A 26,236-nucleotide genomic window follows, 5' to 3' on the forward strand; every position below is an offset into this window, starting at 1 on the left:
GCGGGGCGGGCGAGCCGGGTGCGGTCGCTACCGGGGCGCCGGGCCGAGCCAGGAGTAGCGGCGCTGGGGGCGTCCGGTCTGGCCGTAGCGCAGCGCAACGGCGGCCTGCCCGAGCAGCACGAAGTGCTCCAGGTATTTACGGGCCACCACCCGCGACAGGCCCAGCTCCTCGGCGCACTCGGACGCGGCCAGGTCCAGGTCGGAGTCCTTCAGCGCACGTTCGATCAGCACGGCGGTCTCCTTGCTCAGCCCCTTGGGCAGGGGCGGCAGCGGGGCCACGCCCGACGCCGAGCCGAGGGCCTGGTCCAGGTCGCTCTGGCTGAGGTCGCCGGGGCGCCCGAGCACGCGCCGGCGTTCGGCGTACCCGGCGAGCCGTGCCTGCAGCTCGGTGATCTTGAACGGTTTGAGCAGGTAGCTCACGATGCCCCCCTGCAGCGCAGCGCTGACCGTCTCCGACTCGCGGGCGGCGCTGAGCACGAGGAAGTCCAGGTCGTACCCGTGCTCGCGGGCGCGACGGATGACGTCGAGCCCGGTCGTGTCCGGAAGGTAGATGTCCAGCAGCACGAGCTGAGGCCGCAGCGTGCCGATCAGGTCCAGTGCCTCAGCGCCGGAATGCGCCACCCCCACGACGCGAAAACCGGGCAGCTGTTCGACGATGCGCTCGTGGGCGCGAGCGACCATGAAGTCGTCGTCAACGATCAGCACGTCATACATGGAGGGTCTCCCGACCTGTGGGCTCGAGGCCTGTGGGCTCGACGGGTTCGCCGGGGGCTCCGGATGCGCGCGCGACGGTCGGCAGGACCGCCTCGAACACCGCTCCGCCGTCGTTTCGGTAGCCGACCCGGCCGCCGCGGCGGGTGGCGACGAGGTGCACGATCGCCAGGCCGAAGCCGTGGTCGGCGGCGCCCGACGACGTCGATTTCGATGTGACCCCGGCCTCGAACACGCGGTCGATCAGGGCGGAGTCGACCCCGGGCCCGGTGTCGCGCACGACGACGCGAACCAGAGCACCGGCAGCATCCGCCCCCGCAGCATCCGGCCCCGCCGCACCCGGCCCCACCACCCGCACGTCGACCGAGACGTGCCGGGTCGCCGCCCCGGTCACCGCGTCCAGGGCGTTGTCGACGAGGTTGCCGATCACCGTCACGAGGTCGACCGACATCGCCTCGTCCACCCTGGGCAGCGCGGAATCGGCCGTGAGCGTGAGGTCGGCTCCGCGCTCGCGGGCGAGCGACGTCTTCGCGATCAGCAGCGCGGCGACCGCGGGTTCGTTGATCCGGGTGAGCACCGTGCTGTCCAGCTCGGAGCGGTCGCGGGAGACCGCATCGATGTAGTCGACGGCCGCATCCGTGTCGCCGAGCTGCATCAGCATCGAGATCGTGTGCAGCCGGTTCGCGAACTCGTGGGTCTGCGCGCGCAGGGTTTCGGTTGCCTGCCTGCTGCTGCCCAGGTCGTGCTGCAGCGTGACCAGCTCGGTGCGGTCGCGGAGCGTCGTCACCACCTCGGGTTTGGAGCGGGGCGGATGAATCGTGGTCTGGTTGAGCACGAGCAGCACCCCCCGGTTGACCAGGGGCGTGTCGCGGTCGTTGGCACCGTGCGAACGCAGCGCCCGCTCGGCCTCTCCGCCCAGCCCGACACCGTCGACGGGACGGCCGACCGCGTCGTCGGGCAGCCCGAGCAGCGACCGGGCGCTGTCGTTGGCGAGGGTGATGATGCCGTCCGCGTCGACCGCGATGACGCCCTCATGGATGCCGTGCAGCATGGCCTCCCGGTGCTCGACCAGGCGGCCGATCTGCTCCGGCTCCAGGCCCAGGGTCTGGCGTTTGACCCGGGCGGCGAGCCACCACGAGCCGGCGGCGCCGAGGATGCCGGCGACGCCGAGGTAGGTGAGCAGGTTCGGGGCCGCAACCGAAAACAGGCCGGCCAGGGTGGGGAACCGGCGCCCGGCGACGACCGTGCCGATGAGTTCGCCCGAGTTCGAGAGCACGGGCACCCGGCCGACGACATGGTCGACGGTCCCGAGCTGCGCCACTCCGGCCCAGGCGCCGTCGTAGCCCTTCCGGTCGACATTGAGCTGCACGGTGGTGCCGAGCATGCGCGGGTCGGCGGGGGAGGCGAGCACCAGGCCGGCGGCATCCGTCACGATGAGTTCGTCGACCCCGGTCGTGGTGCGCAGCGACTCCACCGGCGAGGCGAGTTTCCGCGGCGCCGAGTCGCTGGCGAGCAGGCTGCGGAGCAGGGGATTGGCGGCCGTGTATTCGGCGACGGTGAGCATCCGTCGCTGCTGGCCGCTGTCGAAAATGTTGCGGGTCTGTTCGAGCGAGATGGCGGTCACGGCGACGAGCACGATGGCGAGCAGGGTGAGCTGGAAGACGAGCAACTGGCGGGTGAGGCTGAGGCGGGGGCGCGCCTGCGACGGTGCAGAGGACGGCGACTGTGACTGCATCTGCCCTCCCGTCGGCCGGCCCGGGCCATCGTCGGCCCCGGCGCACGGGCCGCGCGCGGCGGCCCTAACAAATAGTCCCTCAGAATGGGGAAGGAAGGAAACTCGGCCACAAGCTACACAACGTCCTCTAACACCACAAGTTGCAGGGGCTGCGGCGCTCCTGCGCATCATGGTCACGGTCGGCGACGATGCCGGCCTTCAATCGAAGAGGATTGCAATGCGCACATCAGCCCGGCTCAAGCCAGCACCCACGCGTCTGATCGGCACCACGGCCGTCGCCGCCACACTCATCCTGGCGCTCAGCGCCTGCGGCGTCACCGGCACCACCGCGAGCACCGCGGAGGCAACGGCCGACGGCCCGCTCAAGAACATCCAGGTGATGATCCCCAACGCCCCGGGCAGCGGCTACGACGTCACCGGCCGCGCCGCGGTCAAGGTGATGGACGAAATCGGCGTCACCACGGGCACCGAGGTCACCAACCTGGCCGGCGCCGGCGGCACGGTCGGCCTGGCCCGCACCCTCACCGAGAAGGGCAACAAAGACTTCCTGCTCATGATGGGTCTCGGCGTCGTCGGCGCCGCCTACACGAACGAGACGGATGCCAAGGTCGCGGATGCGACTCCCATCGCCCGCCTGATCGAGGAGGCCGGCGCCATCTTCGTGCCGACCGACTCCCCGTACAAGACCCTCGACGACCTCATCGTCGCCTGGAAGAAGAACCCCGGCGCGTTCCCGGTCGGCGGCGGATCCTCGCCCGGCGGGCCCGACCACCTGCTGCCGATGCAGCTCGCCGACGCCGTCGGCATCGAGGCCGGCGACGTGAACTTCGTCAGCTACGACGGCGGCGGCGAGCTGCTGCCGGCGATCCTCGGCGGCAAGCTGCAGTTCGCGGCCTCCGGCTACGGCGAATTCCTCGAGCAGGTCAAGGCCGGCGAGCTGCGCGTTCTCGCCGTGACCAGCGAAGAGCGAGTCCCCGTTCTGCCGGATGCCCCCACCCTCAAGGAGCAGGACGTCGACCTGGTCTTCACCAACTGGCGCGGACTGCTCGCGGCACCGGGCCTCAGCAAGGCCGAGACGGCCAGGCTCGTGACGGCCGTCACGGCCATGCACGACAGTGACGAGTGGGCACAGGTGCTCGAGGACAACGGCTGGACGGATGCCTTCATCACCGGAGACGACTTCGCCTCCTTCCTGACCGAGCAGGACGAGCGCGTCGCCACCGTGCTCACCGATCTGGGACTGGTGTGACCACCCCCAGCTCACGGGGTGGACCAGGACTGCTGCACGGTCGCTCCGAGCTGGGCGTCGCCGCCCTGCTCGGGGCGCTTGCGGTGATCGTCGCCGTCGACACCGCCAACATCCGCCAGACCGCCGTCAACTCCGGCGTGATGGGCCCGCAGGTCGTTCCCGCCATCATCGCGACCGGCCTGGCCCTGTGCGCGATCGCGCTCGCGATCAGCGTTCTGCGCGGAGGGCACGCCGACCCCGAAGAGGGCGAAGACATCGACCTCTCCATCCCGGCGCACTGGCCGACGGTCTTCGGCCTGGCCGGCCTGATCCTTGGCTACGCGCTGGTGCTCGACCCGCTCGGCTATGTGGTCGCCAGCAGCATCCTCTTCTACGGTTCGGCGTTGCTGCTCGGCTCCCGGCGCTTCGTCTGGGCCCTGCTCATCGGCGTCGCGCTGTCCGTGGCGACGTTCTACGGTTTCGTACTTGGCCTCGGCATCCCCCTGCCGGCCGGCCTGCTGACGGGAATTCTCTGATGGACAACCTCGCACTGCTGATGGAGGGGTTCACGAACGCGCTGACGCTCCAGAACCTGCTTTTCGCGCTGATCGGTGTGCTGCTCGGCACCGCGGTGGGCGTGCTGCCCGGCATCGGCCCGGCGATGACGGTGGCCCTGCTGCTGCCGCTCACCTACGCACTCGACGTGACCGGTTCGCTGATCATGTTCGCCGGGATCTACTACGGCGGGATGTACGGCGGGTCGACGACGTCGATTCTGCTGAACACGCCGGGGGAGAGCTCGTCCGTGGTCACGGCGCTCGAGGGCAACAAGATGGCCAAGGCCGGACGAGGCGCCCAGGCGCTCGCGACGGCGGCGATCGGATCGTTCGTGGCCGGCACCATCGCCACCGGCGCCCTGGTCTTCGTCGCCCCGTTCATCGTGTCGATCGCGATCAGCCTCGGTGCCCCGTCGTACTTCGCGATGATGGTGTTCGCGTTCATCGCGGTGAGCACGGTGCTCGGTTCGTCCCGGATCCGCGGGCTCGCGGCGCTCTTCATCGGACTGACGATCGGCCTGGTCGGGATGGACCCCACCACCGGCCAGCCCCGGCTGACGTTCGGCCAGCCGCTGCTGTCCGGTGGGATCGACGTCGTGGTGATCGCCGTCGCGCTGTTCGCCGTCGGTGAGGCCCTCTGGATCGCCGCGCACCTGCGTCAGGGCAAGCAGGCGACGATTCCGGTGGGCGTGCCCTGGATGGGCAAGGACGACTGGAAGCGCAGCTGGAAGCCGTGGCTGCGCGGCACGGTGATCGGCTTCCCGTTCGGCGCCATCCCGGCCGGCGGAGCGGAGATCCCCACCTTCCTCTCCTATGTCACCGAGAAGAAGCTCTCCAAGCACCCGGAGGAGTTCGGCCACGGCGCCATCGAGGGTGTCGCCGGTCCGGAGGCCGCGAACAACGCCTCCGCCGCCGGAACCCTCGTGCCGCTGCTCACGCTCGGCCTGCCGACCACAGCGACCGCCGCCGTGATGATCGCCGCGTTCAACCAGTACGGCATCCACCCGGGGCCATTGCTGTTCAAGACGGAGCCGGTGCTGGTCTGGACCCTCATCGCGAGCCTGTTCATCGGCAACACACTGCTGCTGGCGCTGAACCTGCCGCTCGCGCCGTTCTGGGCGAAGCTGCTGCGGATTCCGCGGCCGTACCTGTACGCGGGGATCCTCTTCTTCGCCACCCTCGGCGCGTACGCGGCCGGGATGCAGTCGTTCAACATCGTCATCCTGCTGCTGATCGGGGCGCTCGGCTACATGGCCCGGCGCTACGGATTCCCCGTGCTGCCGATCATCGTCGGCGCCATCCTCGGCCCGGAGATGGAACGCCAGCTGCGCCGCTCGCTGCAAATCAGCTCCGGCGACCCGGCCGCGTTGGTGAGCGAACCGCTGGCGATCGTGCTCTACGCGGTGATCGCGGTCTTCCTGGTCGTGCCGCCGCTGCTCAAGGCCGTCCGGCGGCGGACGCGCGACGCCTCCCGCCGAGGTTGACGGTTGCGGTCGAGTTTGCTTGGTGTGCCGGGCAAACTCGACCGGAACAGGGCAGCTCGGCGCGCACGGATACGGCCGATCACTTGAGCAGCGCGACGTCCGAGACGAGATCGATGTGGGACTGCATCGCGTCCTGCGCTGCTTGCGCGTCTTGCCCGCGGATCGCGTCCGCAATCGCGCGGTGCGAGGCCAGCGACTGCTCGGGGCGTCCTGGCTGGCCGAGGGATTCCAGCCTCGTCTCCAGGATCATTTCGGCGATGAACGTCATGAGCTGCGCCAGCACCGAGGAGTGCGCGGCGCGCGTGACCGCCTGGTGGAAGAGCTCGTCACCGTGGGCGCCCTTGTCGCCGCCGGCGATCTCGGCCGCCATGGCGTCCAGGGACGCATCGATGGCGAGCATGTCCTCCTCGGTGCGCCGAACCGCGGCGAGCCCGGCCAGTTTCACCTCGAGGGTGCTCCTGGCCTCGACGATGTCGGGGAGCCGGCTGCGGTGCGCGCGGAGTTCCCTGATGACGGTCGCGATGCTCGGCCGATAGACCAGCACCGCGCCCGTGCCGTGTTGCACGTCGATGACGCCGAGGACCTCCAGGGCCACCAGAGCCTGGGCCAGTGTCGCCCGGGACACTCCGAGGCGTTCCGCCAGGTCGCGTTCGGCCGGCAGGAGATCGCCAGGGCCGAGCCGGGCAGACTGGATGTAGCCGAGGATCTGTTCCACCAGCTGTTCGTACAGGCGAGGTTTGGACACACGCGTGAGCTGCTGGGGGGTGAAGTCCTGGGCCACTGCTGCCTCCACGTCGGTCGTGACGGTGTTTCCGTGGAGTCCAGCCTACCGCGCGCTTGACAACTCACCTACTGTCTAGGAGGCTAGGCCAGTGGTCCTTTGGTCCACGTCACATCCGAAGCCAATGGAGGAACAACGATGTCCGCTCCCGTCCTGTCGATCATCATTCTGGCGGTGATGTTCCTGCTGGCCACCGTACTCCCCGTCAACATGGGCGCACTGGCCTTCGTCGGAGCATTCCTCCTCGGCGCCGTCTTCCTCGGCATGCCCACCGAGGACATCCTGGCCAACTTCCCCGGCGGTCTGTTCCTGACCATCGTCGGCGTGACCTATCTCTTCGCCATCGCGCAGAACAACGGCACCATCGATCTCCTGGTGCGCGGCGCCGTGAAGATGGTCGGCAATCGGGTCGCCTTCATCCCGTGGGTCATGTTCGCCGTGACGGCTCTGATCACCTCGGTCGGCGCCCTGTCCCCGGCCGCCGTCGCGATCATCGCGCCCATCGCGCTGAGCTTCGCCGGCAAGTACAAGATCAGCCCGCTGCTCATGGGCATGATGGTCATCCACGGCGCGCAGGCCGGCGGTTTCTCGCCGATCGCCGTCTACGGCGTCACGGTCAACGGAATCATGGAGGGCACCGGACTGGAGTCCAACCCGACCGCCCTGTTCCTGTCCAGCCTCGTCTTCAACTTCCTGATCGCCCTGGTCCTCTTCGCCGTGCTCGGTGGCCGGAAGCTCGTGTCGGCCCGGGTCAGTGACTTCGTCGAGCAGGCGGCCGAGGCCCGCATGCTGGTCAGCGCGGGCATGCGCGCCGGCGGAGACGTGGACTTCAAGGGCTTCGGTTCCGGAATCTATGGACCCCGCGACCCCGCCGGAGACGGTGAGGCGGCCACGAAGAGCCGCGCCGAACGGATGCCGCAGCTCGTCACCATTGCCGGCCTCATCGCCCTGGCCGTGATCGCGCTCGGCTTCAAGGTCGACGTCGGCTTCGTCGCCATCACGATCGCCGTCATCCTCGCGCTCGTCTCGCCGAAGGCGCAGAAGGGCGCCGTGAACAAGATCAGCTGGTCGACCGTGCTGCTCATCTGCGGCATGCTGACCTTCGTCGGCGTCCTCGAGGAGGCCGGAACGATTGCCTACGTCTCCGACGGCGTCGCCAGCCTGGGGATGCCGCTGCTGGCCGCGCTCCTGATCTGCTACATCGGCGCCGTGGTGTCGGCGTTCGCCTCCTCGACCGCCATCCTCGCCGCCTTGATTCCGCTGGCCGTGCCGTTCCTCGCCTCCGGCCAGATCGGGGCCGTCGGGGTCATCTGCGCCCTGGCCGTCGCCTCGACGATCGTCGATGTGTCGCCGTTCTCGACCAACGGCGCGCTCGTGCTGGCCAACGCGCCGGAGGACGTGAACAAGGAACGCTTCTACAAGCAGATCCTCGCCTACAGCGGGATCGTGGTCGTCGTCGGCCCCGCCATCGCCTGGCTGGTGATGGTCGTCCCCGGCTGGATGTAGGCCGAGCGCGGCATCCGGCTACCACCACGTGAGAGGAAACGCATCATGAGCACCGAACCGACACAAGCACCCGGCACGAGTGAAGGCCCCCTGGCCGGATACCTGGTGGTGGACCTGAGCCGGGCCCTCGCCGGCCCCCACGCGAGCATGATGCTCGCCGACCTGGGGGCCCGCGTCATCAAGGTGGAGAACCCGGAATCGGGCGACGACACGCGGGGCTGGGGGCCGCCGTTCGTCGGCCCCGCCGACGACCCGCAGTCCACCTACTTCCTCTCCTGCAATCGCAACAAGGAATCGATCGCACTGGACCTGAAGAGCGACGACGGGCGCCAGGTGCTGCGCGACCTGATCGAGCGGGCCGACATCGTCGTCGAGAACTTCCGCCCCGGGGTCCTGGACCGGCTGGGGTTCTCTCCGGCCGCGATGCACGAGCTGAACCCGGCCCTGGTCATCCTGTCGATCACCGGATTCGGTCACGACGGTCCGGAGTCGAGCCGGAGCGGCTACGACCAGATCCTCCAGGGCGAGGCCGGGCTCATGTCGTTGACCGGTTCGGGCCCGGACGACCCGCAGCGGGTGGGGGTGCCCATCGCCGACCTGCTCTCGGGCATGTACGGCGCCTTCGGGCTGCTCGCGGCACTGCTGCAGCGGGAACGCACCGGCCAGGGGCAGGTCGTCCGCACGTCGCTGCTGGCGGCGCTCGTCGGCGTGCACGCGTTCCAGGGGACCCGGGCCACCGTGGCCGGTGAGGTGCCCGAGGCGCAGGGCAACCATCATCCGTCGATCGCTCCCTACGGCCTCTTCACCTGCCGCGACGGGAGCGTGCAGATCAGCATCGGCAGCGAGAAGCTGTGGGCCACGTTCGCCGGCGCCTTCGGCCTCGACGCGAGCCGGCCCGAGTTCGCGTCGAACGCCGACAGGGTGCGCAACCGGGACATGCTCAAGGGTGAGATCCAGGATGCCTTCGGCCGCTTCGATGCCGCGCCCCTGCTCGAGAAGCTTGGTGCGGCCGGCATCCCGGCCGGCAAGGTGCGCACGCTGGAGGAAGTGTACGAATGGGATCAGGTTCTCTCGCAGGGCCTGCTGATCGACGTCGACCACTCGGTGCTCGGGCAGATCAGTCTCCCGGGGCCGCCGCTTCGGTTCTTCGGCCCGGCCGACAGCCGCGAACTGACGAATACCACCCACGCGGCCCCTCCCGTGCTCAATCAGCACGGGGACCAGATCCGGAGCTGGCTCAGCCGCTCGCTGGAAAGAAGTTGACATGCTGACCGAGAAGACCAGGCACCTGAGCGCCTCTGAATTGATCGACGTCGTCCTGGACGAGGGCTCCTTCACCCGCTGGGATGGCCCCGTCACCGAACCGGACCCCGACCCGGCCTACCTGGCGGACCTCGAGCGGGCCCGGTCGAAGAGCGGGGTGGACGAGTCCGTCATCACGGGGGAGGGGCTGATTCGCGGGCGCCGGGTCGCGGTCATCGTCAGCGAGTTCGCATTCCTGGCCGGCTCGATCGGGCAGGCCGCCGCCGACCGGATCGTGGACGCCGTCGAGCGGGCCACCCGGGAGAGGCTGCCGCTTCTGGCCGGGCCCGCCTCGGGCGGCACCCGAATGCAGGAGGGAACCATGGCGTTCCTCGCCATGGTCAGGATCACGGCCGCCGTGCGGGCACACCGGCAGGCCGCGCTGCCGTACCTGGTCTACCTGCGCCACCCGACGACCGGCGGTGTGATGGCCTCGTGGGGCTCCCTCGGGCACGTCACCGTGGCGGAACCCGGCGCGCTCCTCGGCTTCCTCGGCCCTCGGGTCTATGAAGCGCTGTACGGCGAACCCTTCCCGGAGGGCGTGCAGGTCGCGGAGAACCTCTTCGACAAGGGGCTCGTGGACGCGGTCGTCCCGCCCGACCAGCTGCCGCAGATCGTCGATCGTGCGCTGTCGATGCTGGTGCAGGAGCCGGCCGCGCCCGTGCCGGCCCCGGCCACGCTCGAGGTGAGGCCGTCGACCGTGCCGGCCTGGACATCCGTTGAAATCTCCCGCAATCCCCGCCGGCCGGACCTGCGCCAGCTGCTCACCCACGGGGCGAGCGACGTGCTGCCGCTCAACGGCACCGGGCAGGGGGAGAATGACCCGCGGCTGCTGCTGGCCATCGCCCGTTTCGGCAGCCAGTCCTGCATCGTGCTGGGTCACAACCGGCCGAAGCGGCCTCGGGACGCGGCGATGGGACCGGCGTCGCTGCGCGAGGCGCGCCGGGGCATGCGCCTGGCGGAGGAGCTCGGGTTGCCGCTGCTCACCGTCATCGACACGGCCGGCGCCGCGCTGAGCAAGGAGGCGGAGGAGGGCGGCCTGGCCGGGGAGATCGCCCGGTCGCTGCACGACCTCATCGGCCTGCGCTCGCCCACGGTGTCGGTGCTGCTCGGGCAGGGGGCAGGCGGGGCCGCGCTCGCGCTGTTGCCGGCCGACCGCACCATCGCCGCGCAGCACGCCTGGCTCTCGCCGCTGCCGCCCGAGGGAGCCAGCGCGATTGTGCATCGGACCGTCGACATGGCACCGGAGATGTCCGCCTCGCAGGGCGTGCACGTGGCGTCCCTGTACGCCAACGGGCTCGTCGATCACATTGTCGACGAGCGACCGGATGCCGCCCAGGAGGGCAGGGCGTTCTGCGGCCGGATGGCGCTGGCCGTGGAATACGAGCTGTCCGCGTTGGCAGGCCTGTCGGTCGATGAACTGCTGGTGAGAAGAGTCGACAAGTTCCGGCAAGTGGGCGCCGGAGCATCCCGCCGAGCTTGACGGTTGCGGTCGAGTTTGCCTGGTGTGCCGGGCAAACTCGACCGGAACAGGGCAGCTCGGCGCCGCTCCTGCTCGGATGCGCACGAATCCGACGCAAACTACACCCATTCGGGGGCTGCGCAGCCGGGGGCTCGAGGGCTAGATTCGTGACAGCCAAAGAGGAGTTCTGTGACCACCGACATCCCCACCCTGCGGCAGCGTCTTGCCGCACAGTCGGTCATCGAGAGGCTCCTGCCGCTCGGTCGCTCATCCCTCAGCAGCCGCGGCGTCGCCCGCTACCTCGGCGCGAAAGGCGAGCGGATCGTCGGCTCGATCCTGGACAGCCTCCCGCCGGAGTGGACCGTGCTGCACGCCCTCCCGATCGGCGCCCGGAGTTCGGCCATCGACCACCTCGTCGTCGGCCCCGGCGGCGTCTTCACGATCTCCACGAAGCACTTCGGAAGCAAGATCATCGGCGTCGGAAAGCACGGCATGACGGTGTCCGGCCGGCCGGTTCCGAGCATCCGCGCCGCCGAATTCGAGGCGGCCCGGGTCACCACGCTGGTTCGCGAACGGATGCCGCTGGTCGCGCCCGTGCAGCCGGTGATCGCTGTCGTCGAACCGAAGCAGCTCATCATCCACGACCGTCCGGAGCAGGTCAAGGTCGTCCACGCGGGGGACCTGCGCCGCTGGCTCATGCAGCTCCAGCCGGTGCTGACCGAGCCGGAGCTGATGGAACTCGACGCCATCGTCGACGGCCCGGGCACATGGCGTTCCCGGCCGGACGTCGCGCCCGGAATCGCAGCCAGGGCCTGACCCCCGGGCCGACGCGCCGCCGCGCGCACCCACCGAACCACCGAGCCGCGCGCACAAACGTTGACAGCCGCCGGGGCGGGGCGTAATTTTTCTCATCTAGAGGCCCGTGCCGCCCAGGGTGACGGGGCCGGAGAAAATGTGGCTTGACTGATCCATGGGGGCAGGGCGGGGGCACGATCCCGACGGCCGAGAGATCCCGACGCGAGCCACCACGGAGTGCAGGAGACCCATGTCCAGCGTGATCGACGAACTGCGTGTCCAGGTGAACGGACACGCGATTGCCCAGGGCGACGTGGAATACGAGGCCGCGCGCGCCGTCTACAACGGGATGATCGACCGGAGACCCGCCGCCGTCGTGCGGGTGGGCAACACCGCAGAGGTCGCCGCCACGGTGAACTTCGCGCGTGCCCGCGACCTCGACCTGGCCATCCGCGGTGGCGGCCACAGCGCCCCGGGCTACGGCACCTGCGACGACGGCCTCGTGATCGACTTCTCGGGGCGTACCCGCGTGGACGTGGATCCGGTGACCCGTCGCGCGCGGGCGGATGCCGGCGCGACGTGGGCCACGTTCAACAAGGCCACGCACGCCCACGGTCTGGCCACGCCCGGGGGCATCGTGGGCAGCACGGGCGTCGCCGGCCTGACCTTGGGCGGCGGCATCGGCTATCTCAGCCGCCAGTACGGCCTGAGCTGCGACAACCTCCTGTCGGCGGAAGTCGTGACCGCCGACGGACGCATCCTCACGGCCAGCTCCGATGAGAACCCGGACCTGTTCTGGGCGTTGCGCGGTGGGGGCGGCAACTTCGGCGTGGTCACCTCGTTCGAGTTCCAGCTGCACCCGGTGGACATGGTCCACGCGGCGATCATCTTCTACTCCGTCGACGACGCCCGGGACGTGGCCGAGTTCTACCGCGAGTACATCGAGAGCGCCCCGGAGGAGTTCGGGGCGTTCCTCGGGTTCCACCGGGGCCCGCCGGTGGGGTTCCTGCCCGAGAGATGGCACGACAAACCGTTGTGCATGGTCGTGGGCATGTGGACCGGCGATGAAGCCGAGGGGCCGGCGCGCTGGCAACCGTTCCTCGACGTGGCACCGGTGGCCGGCGCCCTGGTGGAACGGATGCCCTACCCGGAGCTGAACGAGGCCTTCGACGACCTGCTCACCAAGGGTCTGCGGGCCTACTGGAAGGCGAACTTCCTGTCGGGGCTGAGCGACGGGGCCATCAACGCCTACCTGGACTTCGGCCGGATGGTGCCGAGCGTGCAGACATCCGTCGACATCTACCCGATCAACGGTGCCGTGCAGCGGGTGGCGGCCGAGGCGACCGCGTTCCCCTACCGGCACGCCGCGTTCTCGCCGGTGATCGCCTGCATGTGGACGGATCCCGCCGACAACGAGTCGAACATCAAATGGGTGCGCGATTTCTGGACGGCCCTGCGGCCGTTCTCGGAGCCCGGCGGGTACATCAACTTCATGGATGCCGACGACCTGGGCCGCATCACCGACAACTACAGTGCCAACTACGCGAGGCTGGCGACGGTGAAGGCGAAGTACGACCCGGGCAATCTCTTCCACATCAACCAGAACATCAAGCCGGCCGGAGTCCCGATGCTCAGCACATTCCACGACAACGCCGGCCGCGCGTAGTCAGAAGGCCGGGGCAGCGGGCCGGGCGGAAGAGGACAGACAGCCCGCGAGTAGACAGCACGGCCCATAGACAGCCCGCCGGTAGACGGTCGTGCTCACGCCCGTTTTGGGGGCCACCCGCGGCCATTCTGGGGATGCCCGCCCCTGCCCCGGCGCCGGTAGTTTCGGCAGGGAGGGAGAGTCATGGCAACAAATGTGGACACCATGCGGCACCGTTTTGCGGCGCAAGCGGTCATCGAGGAGCTGCTGCGCGTGCAGGGCGATGTTCCGCCGCGCACGACGCTCGCCCGAGTGTTCGGCCAGTCGCCGCTGGGCGCCGACAGCGTGCCCTGGTACCTCGGCGCGAAGGGGGAGCGGGCCGTGGGGTCGCTCCTCGAGTCGCTGCCGCCGGAGTGGGCCGTCTTCCACGCGCTGCCGGTGGGCGGGAGGGGCTCCGACATCGACCATGTCGTCGTCGGCCCGGCGGGGGTCTTCACCATCAATACCAAGCACCACCGCGGCCAGTCCGTGTGGGTCGCGGGCCGAAGCCTTCTGGTGTCCGGCCGCAAGACCCGCTACATCCGTGACGCCGAACTCGAGGCCGAGCGAGTCACCGGGCTCGTTCGGCAGCGGATGCCGCGGAGCGCGCCGGCCCGCCCCGTCGTGGCGTTCGTCGGCCCGAAGCAGCTGAGCATCCGGGAGAAGCCCGCATCCGTGGCGGTCATCGACGCGCGCCACCTGCGGCGCTGGCTGCTGAGCCTTCCACCGACCCTCGCCTGGCCGGAGCGGATGGAGATCACGGCCGTCGTCGACAACCCCGCGAGCTGGCGCAGGCCGCCCGTGACCGTGCCGGGGCCCGTCGTGTCGTCGGTGCGGTCGTCGCCGTCGCAATTGTCGTCGCAGCGCTCCAGCGATTCGTCGCCGTCGTACCGGGCCTCGGCGGAGCCGGCTGACGACCCCATGGCCCGGTTTACCGCGCTCGACGCGGATGTTCGCGCCGCGCGCCTGCGCCGCGCACTCTGGGTGCTGCTCGGTGTTGTGACGGCGGCGGCCATGGCCCTCGAGGTGCTGCAGCTGTTCGCAGGGCTGCTTGCCGGTTAGTGCTGCAGGCCGGTGGTGCTGCGTGCCGGTCAGTGCTGCTGGCCGGGCTGCTTGCTGGGTGGTGCTGCTGGCCGGTACGGCTGCGTGCCGGTTAGTCCGGAATGCGGCAGGGCGAGGGCAGGGCCGACCGGCAGGCATTCTTCGCCGGGAGCTCATCCAGCAGGGTCATCGCTGAGCCGCCGATGGCCGCGCCGGCCGCGTCGATGATCGTGCCACGCGTGCCGATGGCCGTGCCGATGACCGTGCGTTCGGCGATGATCGGGGGCGCCACGCGCGCCGTGTCGATGGTGGTTTCGGCCGGGGGAGCGGGGGCTGCCGTCGCCGATTCCGATTCCGACGCCGAGTCTGACGACGCCGCCGCCGAGTCTGACGCCGAGGCCGGTTCGGCTCTCGAACCCTCGGCCGTTTCCGGGGACGCGGCACTGGAGGAGCTGTTCGCTGCCAGGTCCAGGTCGTCGTCACCGGGGTGCGAGAGCGCCGCCCCGAACGAGGTGAGGATCAGGCAGGCCGCGAGGGACGCGGCGGCGACCCCGGGGGACGGGAGGAGCGCCCAGCTGCGTCGTCCCGTGAGCAGGGCGTAGCTGGCCGTGACCAGCCCGGTCACGCCGACCACGAGGAGGAAACCGGCCGGTCCGCCGGTGAGTAGTCCGACCATCGCCAGGTACAGGGCGCTGCCGCCGAGCACCCACGTGCTCGCGGGCGGGTGGGCGCGGCGAACGCGCCGGGCGCTGCGTGCGCTGCGTGCGCTGCGTGCGTGCCGGCCGGCTCCGGGAGCGGGAGCGGTCACGGGCGGCCCCGGTCCGCGATCACGGTCGCATTCGTGATGTGCGACACGGCCGGGATGTCGGCGCCGGAACCGGCGAGACCGTCCCCCTCGGCCACTCGAACCTTGCGCTGTTCCGACCAGCTGACGCCGTTCCACCAGCGAACCTGCCGGCCGTTTTCCGGGTTTGGATACCAGCCTGGGTTCGGAATAGTCACAGGTGTGTCCTTCGTTTGGGGCGGCGGTGCCCCTCCGAGCCTAGAAGCTGAGGGAGAATCACGCAGCCCCCACATCGGGTACCCCCGACGCCTCCGCCCTTCGCCACGGACCTCTGCAGGGAGTTGCTGTGCGTCCGCAAGGGATTTACCGTGATGCCACGACTTTCGATTCCACGTTCGGGGTAACGGAAAGTAGGCTGTTCCTGCCCCTCGAACTGGAACGGATCTGTCGTGAAGGTCATCAGCTACAACCTGCGCAAGCACAGCGCGATCGGTGAACTCATCGCGCTGGTCGAGCGCTACGAGCCCGACCTCCTCTGCCTGCAGGAGTGCGACACCCTCGACATCCCCGACGAAATCGGGCTGCTGCACCTGGCCGACTCGACCACGCGCAACCGGCTCGGCCTCGCCATCTACTACCGCAAGGACCGCTTCACGGCGGTCGAGACGCAAACCTTCGCGTTGAAAAAGTCACTGCACGACCGCGTGCTCACGCCGGCGCACGAGCGCCTGATCGGCACCCGCCTGATCGACGATGTGGCCCAGCGGGAGCTGGTCGTGGCATCCTTCCACGCTGCCCCGCTGACAGCCTTGAACTCGTTGCGGCGCAACCAGATCCGGTCCGCCCACGAGGAACTGCACACCCTCGGGCCGGGACTGCCGACCCTCATGGTGGGCGACTACAACTACCCGATGTTCAAGGACCACCTCAGCGCCCACGTGAAGAAGTCGGGCTACGACCTCACCCTGAGCGACAGCAGGACCTACACGCGCTACAAGTTCTTCCGCGGACACTTCGACCTGGCGACATCCATCGGCCTCACCATCGACAACGTGGAGACCCTGCCCAGCGGCACCTCTGACCACATGCCGATCCTGGTGACCTCGACGTACACGCACGAGAGCACCGTGACCCTGCCGGATGCCGCCCCCACGCCGGGCGCTGCCGGCGACTTCAGCATCTAGCTGCCGCCCGCCAGCCCTGCCCAGCCAGCCCAGCCCGCTGAGTTGCGGACAAACACCCTTCATTTCGAAAACGAAGGTACTTTCTCCGCAAGTGAACACGCGGGCGGGGGCCGCAGCCGCCGTACACTGTGTCGGGATGATTGAGCAATCGAATTCCGGGCCATCGAAGTCCGGACCACCGACATCCGAGCCCGACAACGTGATCGACCTCGAGGACGCCAGACGGCGCTTCCTGGCCGCAGCGGCCGACAGCGACGCCGACTCGATGCAGCAGGCGATGCAGGATGCCTCGCGCGCCCGCCGCGACCGGCCGAAGAAGCCGCTGCCCCTGCTGACACCGCCCGCAACGCCCGTGCGCTTCCGTGTGCGCGTTGATCTCGTCGACTCGAAACCTCCGATCTGGCGTCGGTTGAGCCTGCCCTCGAACCTGGCCCTCGACCGGCTGCACGACGTGCTGCAAACCGCGTTCGGCTGGACCAACAGCCACCTGCACCAGTTCACGCTCACCGACGACCCGCACGGAGAGGAGACGGTGGGCATCCTCACCCCGTTCGACGTGGAAGAGGGCGACGTGGGCGTGCTCGAGAGCGAGCTGCGGCTCGACCAGTTCCTCGCGAGCACGGGCGACACCCTGCGCTACACCTACGATTTCGGCGACAACTGGGAACACACGGTCACCCTCGAAGCGGTCGAAGCGGTCGAAGCGGTCGAAGCGGCCGAGCCGCCCAAGGCCGGCGCGCCGACGGATGCCACCGTCCGCTGCCTTGCCGGACGGCGCCTGGGGCCGCCGGAGGACATCGGCGGAATGCACAGCTACGAGCAAGTCCTGGCGGCGGCGTTGAACCCGCGCGACCCGGCCTACTCGGACCTGATCGAGACGATCGCCTACCACGACCTGTTCAGCGTCACGGACGACATCGACCTCGACGCGATCAACCGGGGTCTCGACCGCCTCGCCGGAGCGGATGCCGCCCTGGCCTGGCTGCGCGCCAGCCGCGGAGGGGCCGGTTCGCCGATTGCGGACCTGATCGCGAGAGTCGGCGAGGAGGCTCAGCGCTACCTTGCCGGTTTCGTGGCCAGTGCCCGCCTGATGGAGCCGCTCGAGATCGATGAGGCAGCGGCGGAGTCGGCGACGCTCGTCATCCGCACCTTCCTGCGGCACGTCGGCGACGGCCTCCAGCTCAGCAAGGCCGGATTCCTGCAGCCTGCGGCCGTGATCGCGCTGATGGCGGAGCTCGATCCGGACAAGAAGGCGTACGGCAAGGCGAATCGCGAGGCCAACACGCGGCCGCTGCTCGATCTGCGCCAGACCGTGACGGAGCTCGGCCTGGTGCGGAAACGCAACGGCATGTTGCTTCCGACGAAGCTCGGGCTGGCTGTGCGCGAGTCGCCGCTCGCGCTGTGGCGCCACATCGCCTCCCGGCTTCCGGTGGAGCGCCAAGAGCAGGCAAGCGATGCCGCCCTCCTGCTGCTGCTGCTGGTCGCGGCCGGGGAAGTGGGGTCTTTCATCGCCCTCGGCAAGTCACTGGATCTGGTCAGCGCCGTGGCCGGCATGCAGCTCGAAGGCAACGGCCGCTACGGGAACGGGTCCGCGGTCTACAAGCCGCGGCATACCCGGGAGGCGCTCGAGTGGGCGGCTTCGGGCACGCTGGCGGATCCGCGACCGTTCCGGGTGCAGATGTACGCGCCCAGCCGCCTCGACTCGATCGGCGCACAGACCCTCGCCCGCGCCGCACTCACGCCCGGGCGCTGAGCCCCCACGCTGGCCGTACGCTGTCGCCAGGGAACGCCTTCCGGGCATCCGTTTTCCCGGGCAGAATGAGCGCGAACCGAGCGGCGCCGCGACAGCGTCGCAGCCACGCGCGGTTCCGGTGCGAGGGGAGTTGTGGATGCTGTCGTCAGACCTGCTGATTGACGCGTTCGACCGGGTGTCGGGCGTCGTGCATGCGGTGCTGCAGGATGCCGGTCCGGGGGTGCTCGGTTACCGGCCCGACCCGGAGGCGAACACGATCGCCTGGCTGGTCTGGCACCTGGCCCGCATCCAGGACGCGCAGATCGCGCCCCTCATCGGGGAGGAACAGGTCTGGACCGCCGACGGATGGTCGGTGAGGTTCGCGTTGCCGTTCGGGCCCAGCGCCACGGGGTACGGGCACACGGCCGACGAGGTCGCGGCCGTGCGGTCGAGCGCCGAGCTGCTGGGCGGGTACTTCGACGCCGTGCATGCCCGCACGATCGCGTACCTGCCGACCCTGGCCGAGGCGGATTTCGCGCGGGTGGTCGACCGCGGGTGGAACCCGCCGGTCACGGTCGCGGTGCGCCTGGTCAGCATCATCGCCGACGACCTGGAGCACGCGGGCCAGGCCGCCTATGTGCGCGGGCTCGCGATGCGCGCCGACCTCTGAGCCCGCCGAGCTCTGAGCCCGCCGAGCCTTTACGCCGACGAGCTCTGAACCCTGGGTCCGGCGGATGTGCCAGCGGGTTTCCCGGCGGACCTCCCGGCGGGCCTCCCGGCGGATCTCCCGGCGGATCTCCCGGCGGATCTCCCGGCGGAGGACCGTCCAGCCCCTAGAATCCTGAGCCATGACGACGATCGCGGTGTACCTGTTTTGCGCCCTGCTGGCCGCGCTTGCCGTGTTCCAGATCCTGCTGATTGCCGGCGCGCCCCTCGGCCGCTTCGCGTGGGGCGGCCAGAACCGCGTTCTGCCTGCTCGACTGCGCTGGGGGAGCGTTGTGTCGATCCTGCTCTATGCGGCCTTCGCCTTCGTCGCGTTCGAACGCGTGGGCCTGATCGACCTCATCCCGAGCGACGGCTTCATCGCCGTGCTGATGTGGGTGATCGCCGGATACCTGCTGCTCGGCGTGGTGATGAACTTCGTCTCGCGCAGCCGGCCCGAGCGGTACACGATGGGCCCGCTCGCCCTGGTCCTCGGTGTGCTCGCGGTGATCATCGCGGCGAGCTAGTTCCCCGGACGTCGCGCCTGCCGCGAGCCGCCCCGGTCCCGTCCCGCGTCCCGTCCCGCGCGCCTGCCCACCCGCGCGCGCGCCTGCCCACCCGCGCGCCCGCCTGCCCACCCGCGCGCCCGCCTGCCCACCCGCGCGCTCGCCCACCCAATTGAGTTGCGGAGAAAGTACCTTCCCGCGGCAAACGAAGGTACTTTCCCCGCAACTCAACCCTGAGGGGCGACGCACAGCCAGCAGACGCGCAGACGCGCAGACGCGCAGACCGCAGAACGAATCGCGCCCACAACTCCCGCCCATGTCGGTGGTGGGCCGTAGCCTCTACCCAAGACGCTCCACCCTGGCCGAAAGGGGACGGCAATGACGTACACCCGCGTAGAGTCGAGCGCCGCCGTGCAGCAGCTGGCCGCCGGGCTGCAGGACGCCGCCCGCGCCCGTCCCTGGGTCGTGGTGACCTCTCGCTTCGGGTCTCGCACGCCCGACATCCTGCTCGACCAGCTCGCCGAGGACATTGCCGACGTCACAGAGGTATTCCTGCTCGAAACCGGCGCCCTCACCCGCGAGCTGAGCGACCTCCTGCCCGACCGCTTCCAGGTCTACGGCGGCGCCGGGCGTTCCTACCCCGTCGGCGCCGACGCGCTCACCGACATTGGCCGGTCCCGGCTTCGTTTCGCCTACGACAATCCGCAGCGGGCCACCGAACAACTGGTGACGGATGCCCTCGCCCACGCCCACCAGGCCGGCCTCTTTGCGCGCGCCCCGGCATCCGCCCGGCCCGTCACGGGAACGGTGAAGGGGTTCCTGCCCGGGGGATCTCGAGCCCTCGTCGAGCTGGCAGGCGGCGGGATAGCCACCATCTGGCAGGAGCTCACCTACCCGCCCGTTCCCCTCGACTGGACGCTCGAGCGCGGGCAGCGCGTCGACGGCCTGCTCGACCTGGACACCCGCCGCCTGAATGTCGAGGTCAGCACGCCGAGCGTTGACGCGCTCGCCGAGAGGTTCCCGCACAACAGCATCACCCTCGCGCTGGTGCAGCACGTGAGCAAGGAGCGTGCGGCCCTGGCACTGCACCCGCACGTTCCGATCCTTATCTCGCGGTCGGACATCTCCCCGAACCCGCTCGACCAGGTCGATACGCTCCTGTCCGAGGGCGACGTGGTGGCGGTGCGCGTCGTCCACCTTCAGAGCGGTTCACTTCACCTGCGGCTGACCGATGTCGACGACGACGAGCCCGTGCTGCCGCCGCTTGCCCTGGTGAGCAACGGCCCGTGCTGGCTGTGCGAGAACCGCCCGCTGGTGGCGGCGATCGAACCCCTCCCGGACGTGGATCTTGCCGCACCCCCGCTCCCCGTGCTCGGCCGTGCTCCGGTGGTCGAGTCGTGGCTCGGCGTTGCCCCGGTGGTCGAGCCTGTGCGCACCCGCTCTCCGGGGGTCGAGCCTGTCGAGGCGCGTGCGGCGGGGGCCGAGCCGGTCGAGACCCCGCGCCTGCCGAACGGCCGCCCGCCCGCGGCCCCCTGCGCAGCCGGGCCTCGACCCGGGCCCGGCGTGATGCGCGTGGTCACTGTGCCTGTGCCTGCGGCCGTGCCCGTGCCCGCAGTGGTGTCCGCGCCCGCGGCCGGCACCCGCGCCCGCACCCACGGCCGCGTCCGTGCAGCCCGCCGAGACCGCCGCCGCATCCGCAGCACACCCGGTCGCCACCGGCGTTTCCCTGTTGTCGACGCAGCTTTCCCTGGCCGAGGCACGGGGGCGCATCCAGCGACTCGAGGCGCAGCTGGCGGATGCGGGGGCGTCGGACTCCCAGCACGCCCAGCTGCTGGAGCTGGTGCGAACGACCCAACTGCAGCATCGGGAAGCGCTGGCCGAACTCGGAGAACTTCGGCGAATCGAAGCCGAACTACGCAGCGAGCAGCGCACCCAGAAGCGCAACCTGCGGGAATCGCGGCGCACCGTTGCGCCCGCGCCGGTCGCCGCTGGATTCGAGGATCGCCGCGCGCAGTGGGCGGATGCCGACGGCTGGGTGCGCCACGAGCTCTACCTGGCTGGGTGGACCGAGTCGGCGCGACCGAACGCGCGACGTGGTCGTTGCCCGACGAGTACGCCTTGGCAAACGGCTTCGCCGATTCGCTCGCGAGCCTCGATGACGGCCAACTGGCGAAGGCGTTCAAGGCGTGCGTGGACGTGCTCACCGGGCGAGTGGGCAGCGTGAACGGTCGCCAACAGCATGCCCTGCGAGAAGGGACTGGCGGGGCGTCCGCCGCTCGAGTGCGCTCCGACGGCGCCCGCTGCCTGCGCGTCGCCATCGAACAGCACACCCCGGCAGCCCGGCGCCTGCACTACTGGCTGTTGCCCGGCGGCGGGATCGAATTCGTCGGCGTTCGGACGCACGATGAGCTGGAGCCGTAAGCCCCCAGAGGTCGGGTCTGGCCCGGGCTTCAGGCCAACTGACTTGCGGACAAACAACCTTCCCGTCGCAAATGAAGGTACTTTTTCCGCAACTCAACCCTCGGGACGGCCCGGAGGTCGGCCCGCCACGGAGGTCAAGTCGGCCCGCCGCCACGGAGGTCGAGTCTGCCCCGAGGTCGGGCCTGTCGAGCGCCCCGCACGCCCGCCCCGCACGCCCGCCCCGGGGTCCAGCCCAACTGACTTGCGGACAAACAACCTTCCCCGCGCAAATGAAGGTACTTTTTCCGCAACTCAACTCTCGGGACGACCCTCGGGACCTCAGGAGTCAGCCCCGAAGGACCACGATCAGGTCGGCACCCTGCCGGGTCGACTCGATGAGGTCCGCGTTGCTCTGGTCGCTGCCGCGAGCGAAGGCCGCAGCATCCGCCTCGCCGCGTCCGAACTCCACGTGCCGCCCGATCAGGCGCGGGAGCCGCACTGCTGCCGACACCTCGAGGTACCAGACCGAGTCGAGCTCCCCGCGGATCGCGCGCCACGCGGGGGCATCCGCCAGCAGGTAGTTGCCCTCGGTGATGACCACGGGGATGCTGCGGGGGATCGCGATGGATGCCGCGATCGGCTCCTCCAGGCCGCGGCGGAACGACGGGGCGTAGACCACGTCCTCGTCGCGGGCGCGAAGCCGGCGCAGCAGCGACAGGTACGAGCCCGGGTCGAAGGTGTCGATGGCGCCGCGGCGCTCGGCCAGCGGTGTGCCCCGGATGAGGTCGGTCGCGAGATGGAAGCCATCCATCGGCGCGACGATGGCCGTGTCGGGCCCGAGGATCCGGGCCAGCTCGGCGGCGAGGGTGGATTTGCCCGCCCCCGGCGGACCGCAGAGGCCCAGCAGGATGCGCCCGCCCGGCTCCCCGCCCTGCCGCTCGACCGGCTCCCCGCCCTGCCGCTCGCCCGGCTCACGCAGCCTCTCACGCGGCCGCTCGCCCAGTCGCTCACGCAGTCGCTCGGCCAGTCCCGCCGCGGCTGTCTCGATCGTGTCGGGGAGCGCTCGGCGCCACGGTGTGTCCAGGGAGCCCTCACCCAAGAGGGGAGCTCGTGGCTCGCGGCCTCGCCGTCGCAGACTGGCCCTCCATGAGCGGCCTGCTCAACCCTGCGAGCAGGGCGCCGATACCGCCCCAGGCCAGGTCCCCGATCGAATCGACGTAGCCAACGAAGATCTCCTCGTCGATGTAGGTGTGCCCGAACCACTCGAAGATCTCCCAGAGCACTCCGAGAGACAGCCCCAGGGCGAAGGTCATCACGGCGGTCGACGCCATCGGCCTCAGGAGCGTCGCGGCGTCGGCCAGGAGTCCGAGCCGTACGAGCCCGATGTAGACCAGTGCGGCGCAGAGTCCGTTGGTGAGGAAGTGCATCGGAAGATCCCACCAGCGCGTCGAGATGTAGATGTCCAGCACGCTGCTCCACACGGAGGCCAGGACCACGATGCCGAACGCGATGTCGAAGCCCGGCCGAACGCCCAGCAGCCGGGGAAGGAACATCCCGACCGTCACGAACGCGAGGCTGAACCCCGCCGCCGGGCCCCAGCCGACGCCTGCGACCACGATGCCGATCGCAGCCAGCATCCGCAGCGCGTCGGCGACCGTCTCGGCGGCTCCCGTCGGAGCCGGCAGGTATGTCCGGATCATGGCAGCACTCTAGCCGAGTCGGACGCCCCGGCCGAACGGTCTCCGTAGCGCAGCACCGCCTGCACGGGTTCGTGGTCGGATGCCGCGCTGCCGTCGAATCGCGCGGCGTTGATGCCCGTGCTCATCACGTCTACGCCGTTCCCCACCAGGATGAGGTCGATGCGTTTGCCGCCCGGGCGGCGGCGTCGGTAGTTCGAGAAGGTGCCCCACTGCGGCGTCACCCGCTCGGCCGCCTCCTCCCAGGTGTCCCTGAGCGGCCCGTCTGCCGTCAGCCGGCGGTAGACGGCCGAGTCCGCGTCGGCGTTGAAGTCGCCGATCACCACGATCGCGGCGTCCGGCTCTGCGGAGCGAGCGGCCAGCACGAGGTCCAGGATGAAGTTCGCCGATTCGAGCCTCGACCGCCACGAGAGGTGATCGAAATGGGTGTTGAAGGCGAGGAGCCGTGCTCCGGTCGCGGTATCCGTGAAGTCCGCTGACACGACGATGCGCGGCGTCAGATTGCCCCACGATCTGGACCCGGGCTTCTCCGGCGTCGCGGACAGGGCCCGTTGCTGCCAGGCGGTCAGCTCCAGCCGCCGCGAGTCGTAGAACACAGCACACCGCTCGTCCCGTCCGGAGGCGTAGCGGCCGTGGCCTACCCACTGGTAGTGTGGTCCGAGGGCGTCGGAAACGAAGTCGACCTGGTCGGCCAACCCCTCCTGCACGCCGAGAAGCGTCGGCTGCTCGGCGGCGAGGATGCGTCGAACGAGCGGCTTCCGCGTGGCCCAGCGATCGGGACTCCCCGGCAGGAGATTGCGGGAACGCCGACGGATGTTGTACGTCATCACGTGCAGGTCGGGCTCGGTCACCGGACCGATCAGCGCGGCATCCGTCATGCGCCCAGAGTACGCTCGCGGCGCGGGATGCGTCGGGATGACGCCGGCTCCTGCGTGTTCACGTCACGAGCCTCAGGATGCCCGGGCCATCGCGATCATGCTCTCGAAGTCGAGCCCCGCCTTCGTGCCGCCGTCGCAGAGGATGTCCACTCCGGTCAGGTAGCCGGGCTTGTCGCTTGCGCAGAACGCGAGTACTTCGGCGACCTCCTCCGGCTTGCCGAACCGCTTCAGAGCGGCGTACTCGACGAGCTTTCCCGAGGCCTTCGCCTCCTCGAGGCGGCCCATCGCGGTGTCGAAGCTACCGGGTGAGACGGACACGATGCGGGCTCCCTTCGCACCGAACGCCGCAGCCATCTCCTGGCTGTACCAGATGACGAAGCCCTTGCTCACGGAGTACGCCGAGCCCGAGTGCATCGACTTCGGCGCGAGCTTCGCTGCCGAGGTCAGCTTCCGGACGAATCGCGGCAGATCGGTCAGAGCGAGCCGGAAGGAGCGCGTGGGTGTGAGCAACTTCGGCGTCATGTGGCCGGCGATCGACGCGACGTTCACCAGGGCGAAGCCCTCGCCGGCGATCGCGAGGGCCGCTTGAGTGACATTCACGGTCCCGAGCGCGTTGATCCGGATGATCTGCTCCGCGGTGCCCATCTGCGGGCTGACGCCCGCGGAGTGCACCACGGCGCGCACCGTGCCGGTGCCCGTGCCCGTGCCGGTGCCCGTGCCGGACCTTGTCGCTGTCGCGAACAGCGCGTCCACAGATGCCCGGTCGGTGATGTCGCAGACGACGCCCTCGGCCTCGATGCCGAGCCCGGTCAGCTCTGCGACGGCGGCGTCGAGCCGCTCCCGGTTCACGTCCGCGATGACCACGCGATGGTCGCGCCCCATGATCTTCGCTGTCGCCAGGCCCATGCCACCCGCGCCGCCCGTGATAATCACCGTCTGCGTCATCGATCCTCCTTGATCGTCGGGCGTGGGTCCCCGCGCTCCTGCCGGTCGCATTCAATCACGCCGCGGCGAGCCCGGGCCAGTTCCGCCCATTTGCTAACGAGGCTACTATCCGCTGCAGCACCATCGATGGAAGGAATCGGCGATGAGCGCACGAAAAGTAACGCTGGCGGGCTGGGTCGCTCTGGTCCTCGGCCTCCTGTTCGTGTTGCTCCAGTCGTATGGCTGGTGGAATGAAGTTCAAGCCCGCGGAGACCAGGGGGATTGGCTTGAGCAATGGGCGATCACGACGCACGTTCTCCCCACCCTGCTGCTGGTCGCCTCCGTCGCGCTGGGCTGGCGCTGGCCGCTGGTCGGAGCCATCGGGTTCCTCGCGTATTCAGTCGTGATGGTCTTCAGCTACTACCCCGAGTGGGCATACGCCCCGTTGGTGACCGGACCCACGGTCGTCATCGGCGTGCTGTTCCTGATCGACTCCTGGCTGCGGCGACGCAGCGTCACCGCCGCACCTCGCCCCAGCACTTAGTCCGGCTGGCGCGTAGCCCGATTGGCCCAGGCGAAGATCGAGGGCCACCAGAAGCCTGCACCACTGGCCGCTGCCGGGCGGCGGGATCGAACTCTGCTGCGTGACGCATGACGCATGACGACATGGCGCCGTAGGGTTCCTACTATCCCATCCAGCTGCCGATGCCGGTCCAGTGACGTTCAACGTAGCGGCCGCGCATTCCCTTCTGCACGGCAAGCTGCAGTGCAGTCTGCATGAGCGCCTCACCACCCTCGGCGTGGAGTTCCTCACCGATTGCCGTCAGTCGATCGTCCGTCCGGCTCCACTCCGGGTCGCTCATGCCCTTGCCCTCTTCCGAGAGGGCGTTGAGCTTCCCGTCGAGGGCCATGATCTCATCAGCCAGGGTGCCCAGGTCGCTGATCGGTGCCATCAGTATCTCCTCTGTTCGAATTCGCGCTGCCATCATGCGGCGGTCTGGATCGGGCGGCCAGACCGTGGACAGGCACGATGGCCAGGTGTATGCGAGAACAAGGGGTGGCCTCGCCGGCTACCCGAGTGCCGGCTACCCGAGTGCCGCCTACCCCAGGCCGCAAGCCAGGCCACAAGCCAGTGCCGCAAGC

General features: G+C 69.7%; 25 protein-coding genes. 15 read left to right on the forward strand and 10 right to left on the reverse strand.

Translation table 11 applies throughout. From position 1 onward, the window contains the following. Positions 1 to 27: 27 nt before the first annotated feature. Both BLQ39_RS00190 and BLQ39_RS00195 read right to left on the reverse strand, forming a co-directional pair. Complete coding sequence (locus tag BLQ39_RS00190) at positions 28 to 714, reverse strand: response regulator (protein WP_092321073.1); 687 nt, start codon at positions 712 to 714, stop codon at positions 28 to 30. After that, entirely contained in the window at positions 707 to 2,446 is a 1,740-nt protein-coding gene (locus BLQ39_RS00195; RefSeq protein WP_167738586.1) for a sensor histidine kinase, read from the reverse strand. The genes BLQ39_RS00190 and BLQ39_RS00195 overlap by 8 nt, the downstream gene beginning before the upstream one ends. Before the next feature lie 217 nt (positions 2,447 to 2,663). Between BLQ39_RS00195 and BLQ39_RS00200 the strand changes: the two genes are divergently transcribed. The 3 genes from BLQ39_RS00200 to BLQ39_RS00210 are packed head-to-tail and all read left to right on the forward strand — an operon-like array spanning position 2,664 to position 5,715. Then, positions 2,664 to 3,695, forward strand: coding sequence for a Bug family tripartite tricarboxylate transporter substrate binding protein (locus tag BLQ39_RS00200; RefSeq protein WP_092321075.1), 1,032 nt, complete (start codon positions 2,664 to 2,666; stop codon positions 3,693 to 3,695). Next, positions 3,692 to 4,210, forward strand: coding sequence for a tripartite tricarboxylate transporter TctB family protein (locus BLQ39_RS00205; RefSeq protein WP_241977284.1), 519 nt, complete (start codon positions 3,692 to 3,694; stop codon positions 4,208 to 4,210). Before BLQ39_RS00200 ends, BLQ39_RS00205 begins: the two co-directional genes overlap by 4 nt. Continuing rightward, positions 4,210 to 5,715, forward strand: coding sequence for a tripartite tricarboxylate transporter permease (locus BLQ39_RS00210; RefSeq protein ID WP_092321076.1), 1,506 nt, complete (start codon positions 4,210 to 4,212; stop codon positions 5,713 to 5,715). Before BLQ39_RS00205 ends, BLQ39_RS00210 begins: the two co-directional genes overlap by 1 nt. Before the next feature lie 79 nt (positions 5,716 to 5,794). Here BLQ39_RS00210 and BLQ39_RS00215 read toward each other — a convergent pair whose 3' ends face one another. Continuing rightward, a complete protein-coding gene (locus BLQ39_RS00215) occupies positions 5,795 to 6,508 on the reverse strand; it encodes a FadR/GntR family transcriptional regulator (protein ID WP_241987006.1) in 714 nt (237 codons plus the stop codon). 126 nt (positions 6,509 to 6,634) lie between these two features. Here BLQ39_RS00215 and BLQ39_RS00220 point away from each other — a divergent pair, with 126 nt between their 5' ends. From BLQ39_RS00220 to BLQ39_RS00245, 6 genes are all read left to right on the forward strand, one after another. Next, entirely contained in the window at positions 6,635 to 8,002 is a 1,368-nt protein-coding gene (locus BLQ39_RS00220; RefSeq protein ID WP_092321078.1) for an SLC13 family permease, read from the forward strand. A gap of 45 nt (positions 8,003 to 8,047) precedes the next feature. Beyond that, on the forward strand, positions 8,048 to 9,265 hold the full coding sequence (locus tag BLQ39_RS00225) for a CaiB/BaiF CoA transferase family protein (RefSeq protein WP_092321079.1): 1,218 nt from the start codon (positions 8,048 to 8,050) through the stop codon (positions 9,263 to 9,265). A 1-nt stretch (position 9,266) separates the two neighbouring features. After that, the gene (locus BLQ39_RS00230) at positions 9,267 to 10,787 is read left to right on the forward strand and encodes a carboxyl transferase domain-containing protein (protein WP_092321080.1); all 1,521 of its coding nucleotides are present in this window, start codon (positions 9,267 to 9,269) and stop codon (positions 10,785 to 10,787) included. 168 nt (positions 10,788 to 10,955) lie between these two features. After that, a complete protein-coding gene (locus BLQ39_RS00235; RefSeq protein WP_092321081.1) occupies positions 10,956 to 11,582 on the forward strand; it encodes a nuclease-related domain-containing protein in 627 nt (208 codons plus the stop codon). Positions 11,583 to 11,811: 229 nt separating this feature from the next. Further along, positions 11,812 to 13,227 (forward strand): FAD-binding oxidoreductase, encoded by a 1,416-nt coding sequence (locus tag BLQ39_RS00240; protein ID WP_092321082.1) that lies wholly within the window; start codon positions 11,812 to 11,814, stop codon positions 13,225 to 13,227. Between the two features lie 183 nt (positions 13,228 to 13,410). Beyond that, on the forward strand, positions 13,411 to 14,307 hold the full coding sequence (locus tag BLQ39_RS00245; RefSeq protein ID WP_092321083.1) for a nuclease-related domain-containing protein: 897 nt from the start codon (positions 13,411 to 13,413) through the stop codon (positions 14,305 to 14,307). A gap of 91 nt (positions 14,308 to 14,398) precedes the next feature. Here the strand turns inward: BLQ39_RS00245 and BLQ39_RS00250 are convergent, their stop codons facing one another. Next, positions 14,399 to 15,094: a hypothetical protein gene (locus BLQ39_RS00250; RefSeq protein ID WP_092321084.1), complete on the reverse strand. Its 696-nt coding sequence runs from the start codon at positions 15,092 to 15,094 to the stop codon at positions 14,399 to 14,401. After that, entirely contained in the window at positions 15,091 to 15,288 is a 198-nt protein-coding gene (locus tag BLQ39_RS00255) for a DUF2510 domain-containing protein (RefSeq protein WP_167738585.1), read from the reverse strand. Before BLQ39_RS00255 ends, BLQ39_RS00250 begins: the two co-directional genes overlap by 4 nt. Before the next feature lie 231 nt (positions 15,289 to 15,519). On the opposite strand from BLQ39_RS00255, the gene BLQ39_RS00260 reads away from it, so the two are divergent. The 5 genes from BLQ39_RS00260 (at position 15,520) to BLQ39_RS00280 (ending at position 21,615) form a co-directional block, all read left to right on the forward strand. Further along, the gene (locus BLQ39_RS00260; protein ID WP_092321086.1) at positions 15,520 to 16,254 is read left to right on the forward strand and encodes an endonuclease/exonuclease/phosphatase family protein; all 735 of its coding nucleotides are present in this window, start codon (positions 15,520 to 15,522) and stop codon (positions 16,252 to 16,254) included. A gap of 136 nt (positions 16,255 to 16,390) precedes the next feature. Continuing rightward, the gene (locus tag BLQ39_RS00265) at positions 16,391 to 18,007 is read left to right on the forward strand and encodes a plasmid pRiA4b ORF-3 family protein (RefSeq protein ID WP_167738584.1); all 1,617 of its coding nucleotides are present in this window, start codon (positions 16,391 to 16,393) and stop codon (positions 18,005 to 18,007) included. A gap of 136 nt (positions 18,008 to 18,143) precedes the next feature. Further along, a complete protein-coding gene (locus BLQ39_RS00270) occupies positions 18,144 to 18,656 on the forward strand; it encodes a mycothiol transferase (protein ID WP_135109469.1) in 513 nt (170 codons plus the stop codon). Positions 18,657 to 18,834: 178 nt separating this feature from the next. Further along, the gene (locus tag BLQ39_RS00275) at positions 18,835 to 19,215 is read left to right on the forward strand and encodes a hypothetical protein (protein ID WP_092321089.1); all 381 of its coding nucleotides are present in this window, start codon (positions 18,835 to 18,837) and stop codon (positions 19,213 to 19,215) included. Between the two features lie 357 nt (positions 19,216 to 19,572). Then, the gene (locus tag BLQ39_RS00280; RefSeq protein WP_092321090.1) at positions 19,573 to 21,615 is read left to right on the forward strand and encodes a S1 domain-containing protein; all 2,043 of its coding nucleotides are present in this window, start codon (positions 19,573 to 19,575) and stop codon (positions 21,613 to 21,615) included. A 325-nt stretch (positions 21,616 to 21,940) separates the two neighbouring features. Here BLQ39_RS00280 and BLQ39_RS00285 read toward each other — a convergent pair whose 3' ends face one another. From BLQ39_RS00285 to BLQ39_RS00300, 4 genes are all read right to left on the reverse strand, one after another. Further along, positions 21,941 to 22,693 carry a nucleoside/nucleotide kinase family protein gene (locus BLQ39_RS00285; protein WP_241987005.1) on the reverse strand — a complete coding sequence of 251 codons (753 nt, stop codon included), beginning with the start codon at positions 22,691 to 22,693 and terminating at the stop codon, positions 21,941 to 21,943. Continuing rightward, positions 22,686 to 23,294 (reverse strand): DUF2238 domain-containing protein, encoded by a 609-nt coding sequence (locus BLQ39_RS00290; RefSeq protein WP_092321091.1) that lies wholly within the window; start codon positions 23,292 to 23,294, stop codon positions 22,686 to 22,688. The genes BLQ39_RS00285 and BLQ39_RS00290 overlap by 8 nt, the downstream gene beginning before the upstream one ends. Further along, complete coding sequence (locus BLQ39_RS00295; RefSeq protein ID WP_092321092.1) at positions 23,291 to 24,169, reverse strand: endonuclease/exonuclease/phosphatase family protein; 879 nt, start codon at positions 24,167 to 24,169, stop codon at positions 23,291 to 23,293. Before BLQ39_RS00295 ends, BLQ39_RS00290 begins: the two co-directional genes overlap by 4 nt. 72 nt (positions 24,170 to 24,241) lie before the next feature. After that, entirely contained in the window at positions 24,242 to 25,114 is an 873-nt protein-coding gene (locus tag BLQ39_RS00300) for an SDR family NAD(P)-dependent oxidoreductase (protein ID WP_092321093.1), read from the reverse strand. A 142-nt stretch (positions 25,115 to 25,256) separates the two neighbouring features. On the opposite strand from BLQ39_RS00300, the gene BLQ39_RS00305 reads away from it, so the two are divergent. Continuing rightward, entirely contained in the window at positions 25,257 to 25,637 is a 381-nt protein-coding gene (locus BLQ39_RS00305; RefSeq protein WP_092321094.1) for a DUF7670 domain-containing protein, read from the forward strand. Positions 25,638 to 25,779: 142 nt separating this feature from the next. Here the strand turns inward: BLQ39_RS00305 and BLQ39_RS00310 are convergent, their stop codons facing one another. After that, on the reverse strand, positions 25,780 to 26,046 hold the full coding sequence (locus BLQ39_RS00310; protein ID WP_092321095.1) for a hypothetical protein: 267 nt from the start codon (positions 26,044 to 26,046) through the stop codon (positions 25,780 to 25,782). Positions 26,047 to 26,236: the final 190 nt, after the last annotated feature.

It is taken from the genome of Cryobacterium psychrotolerans (assembly GCF_900101115.1).
Lineage (GTDB): Bacteria > Actinomycetota > Actinomycetes > Actinomycetales > Microbacteriaceae > Cryobacterium > Cryobacterium psychrotolerans.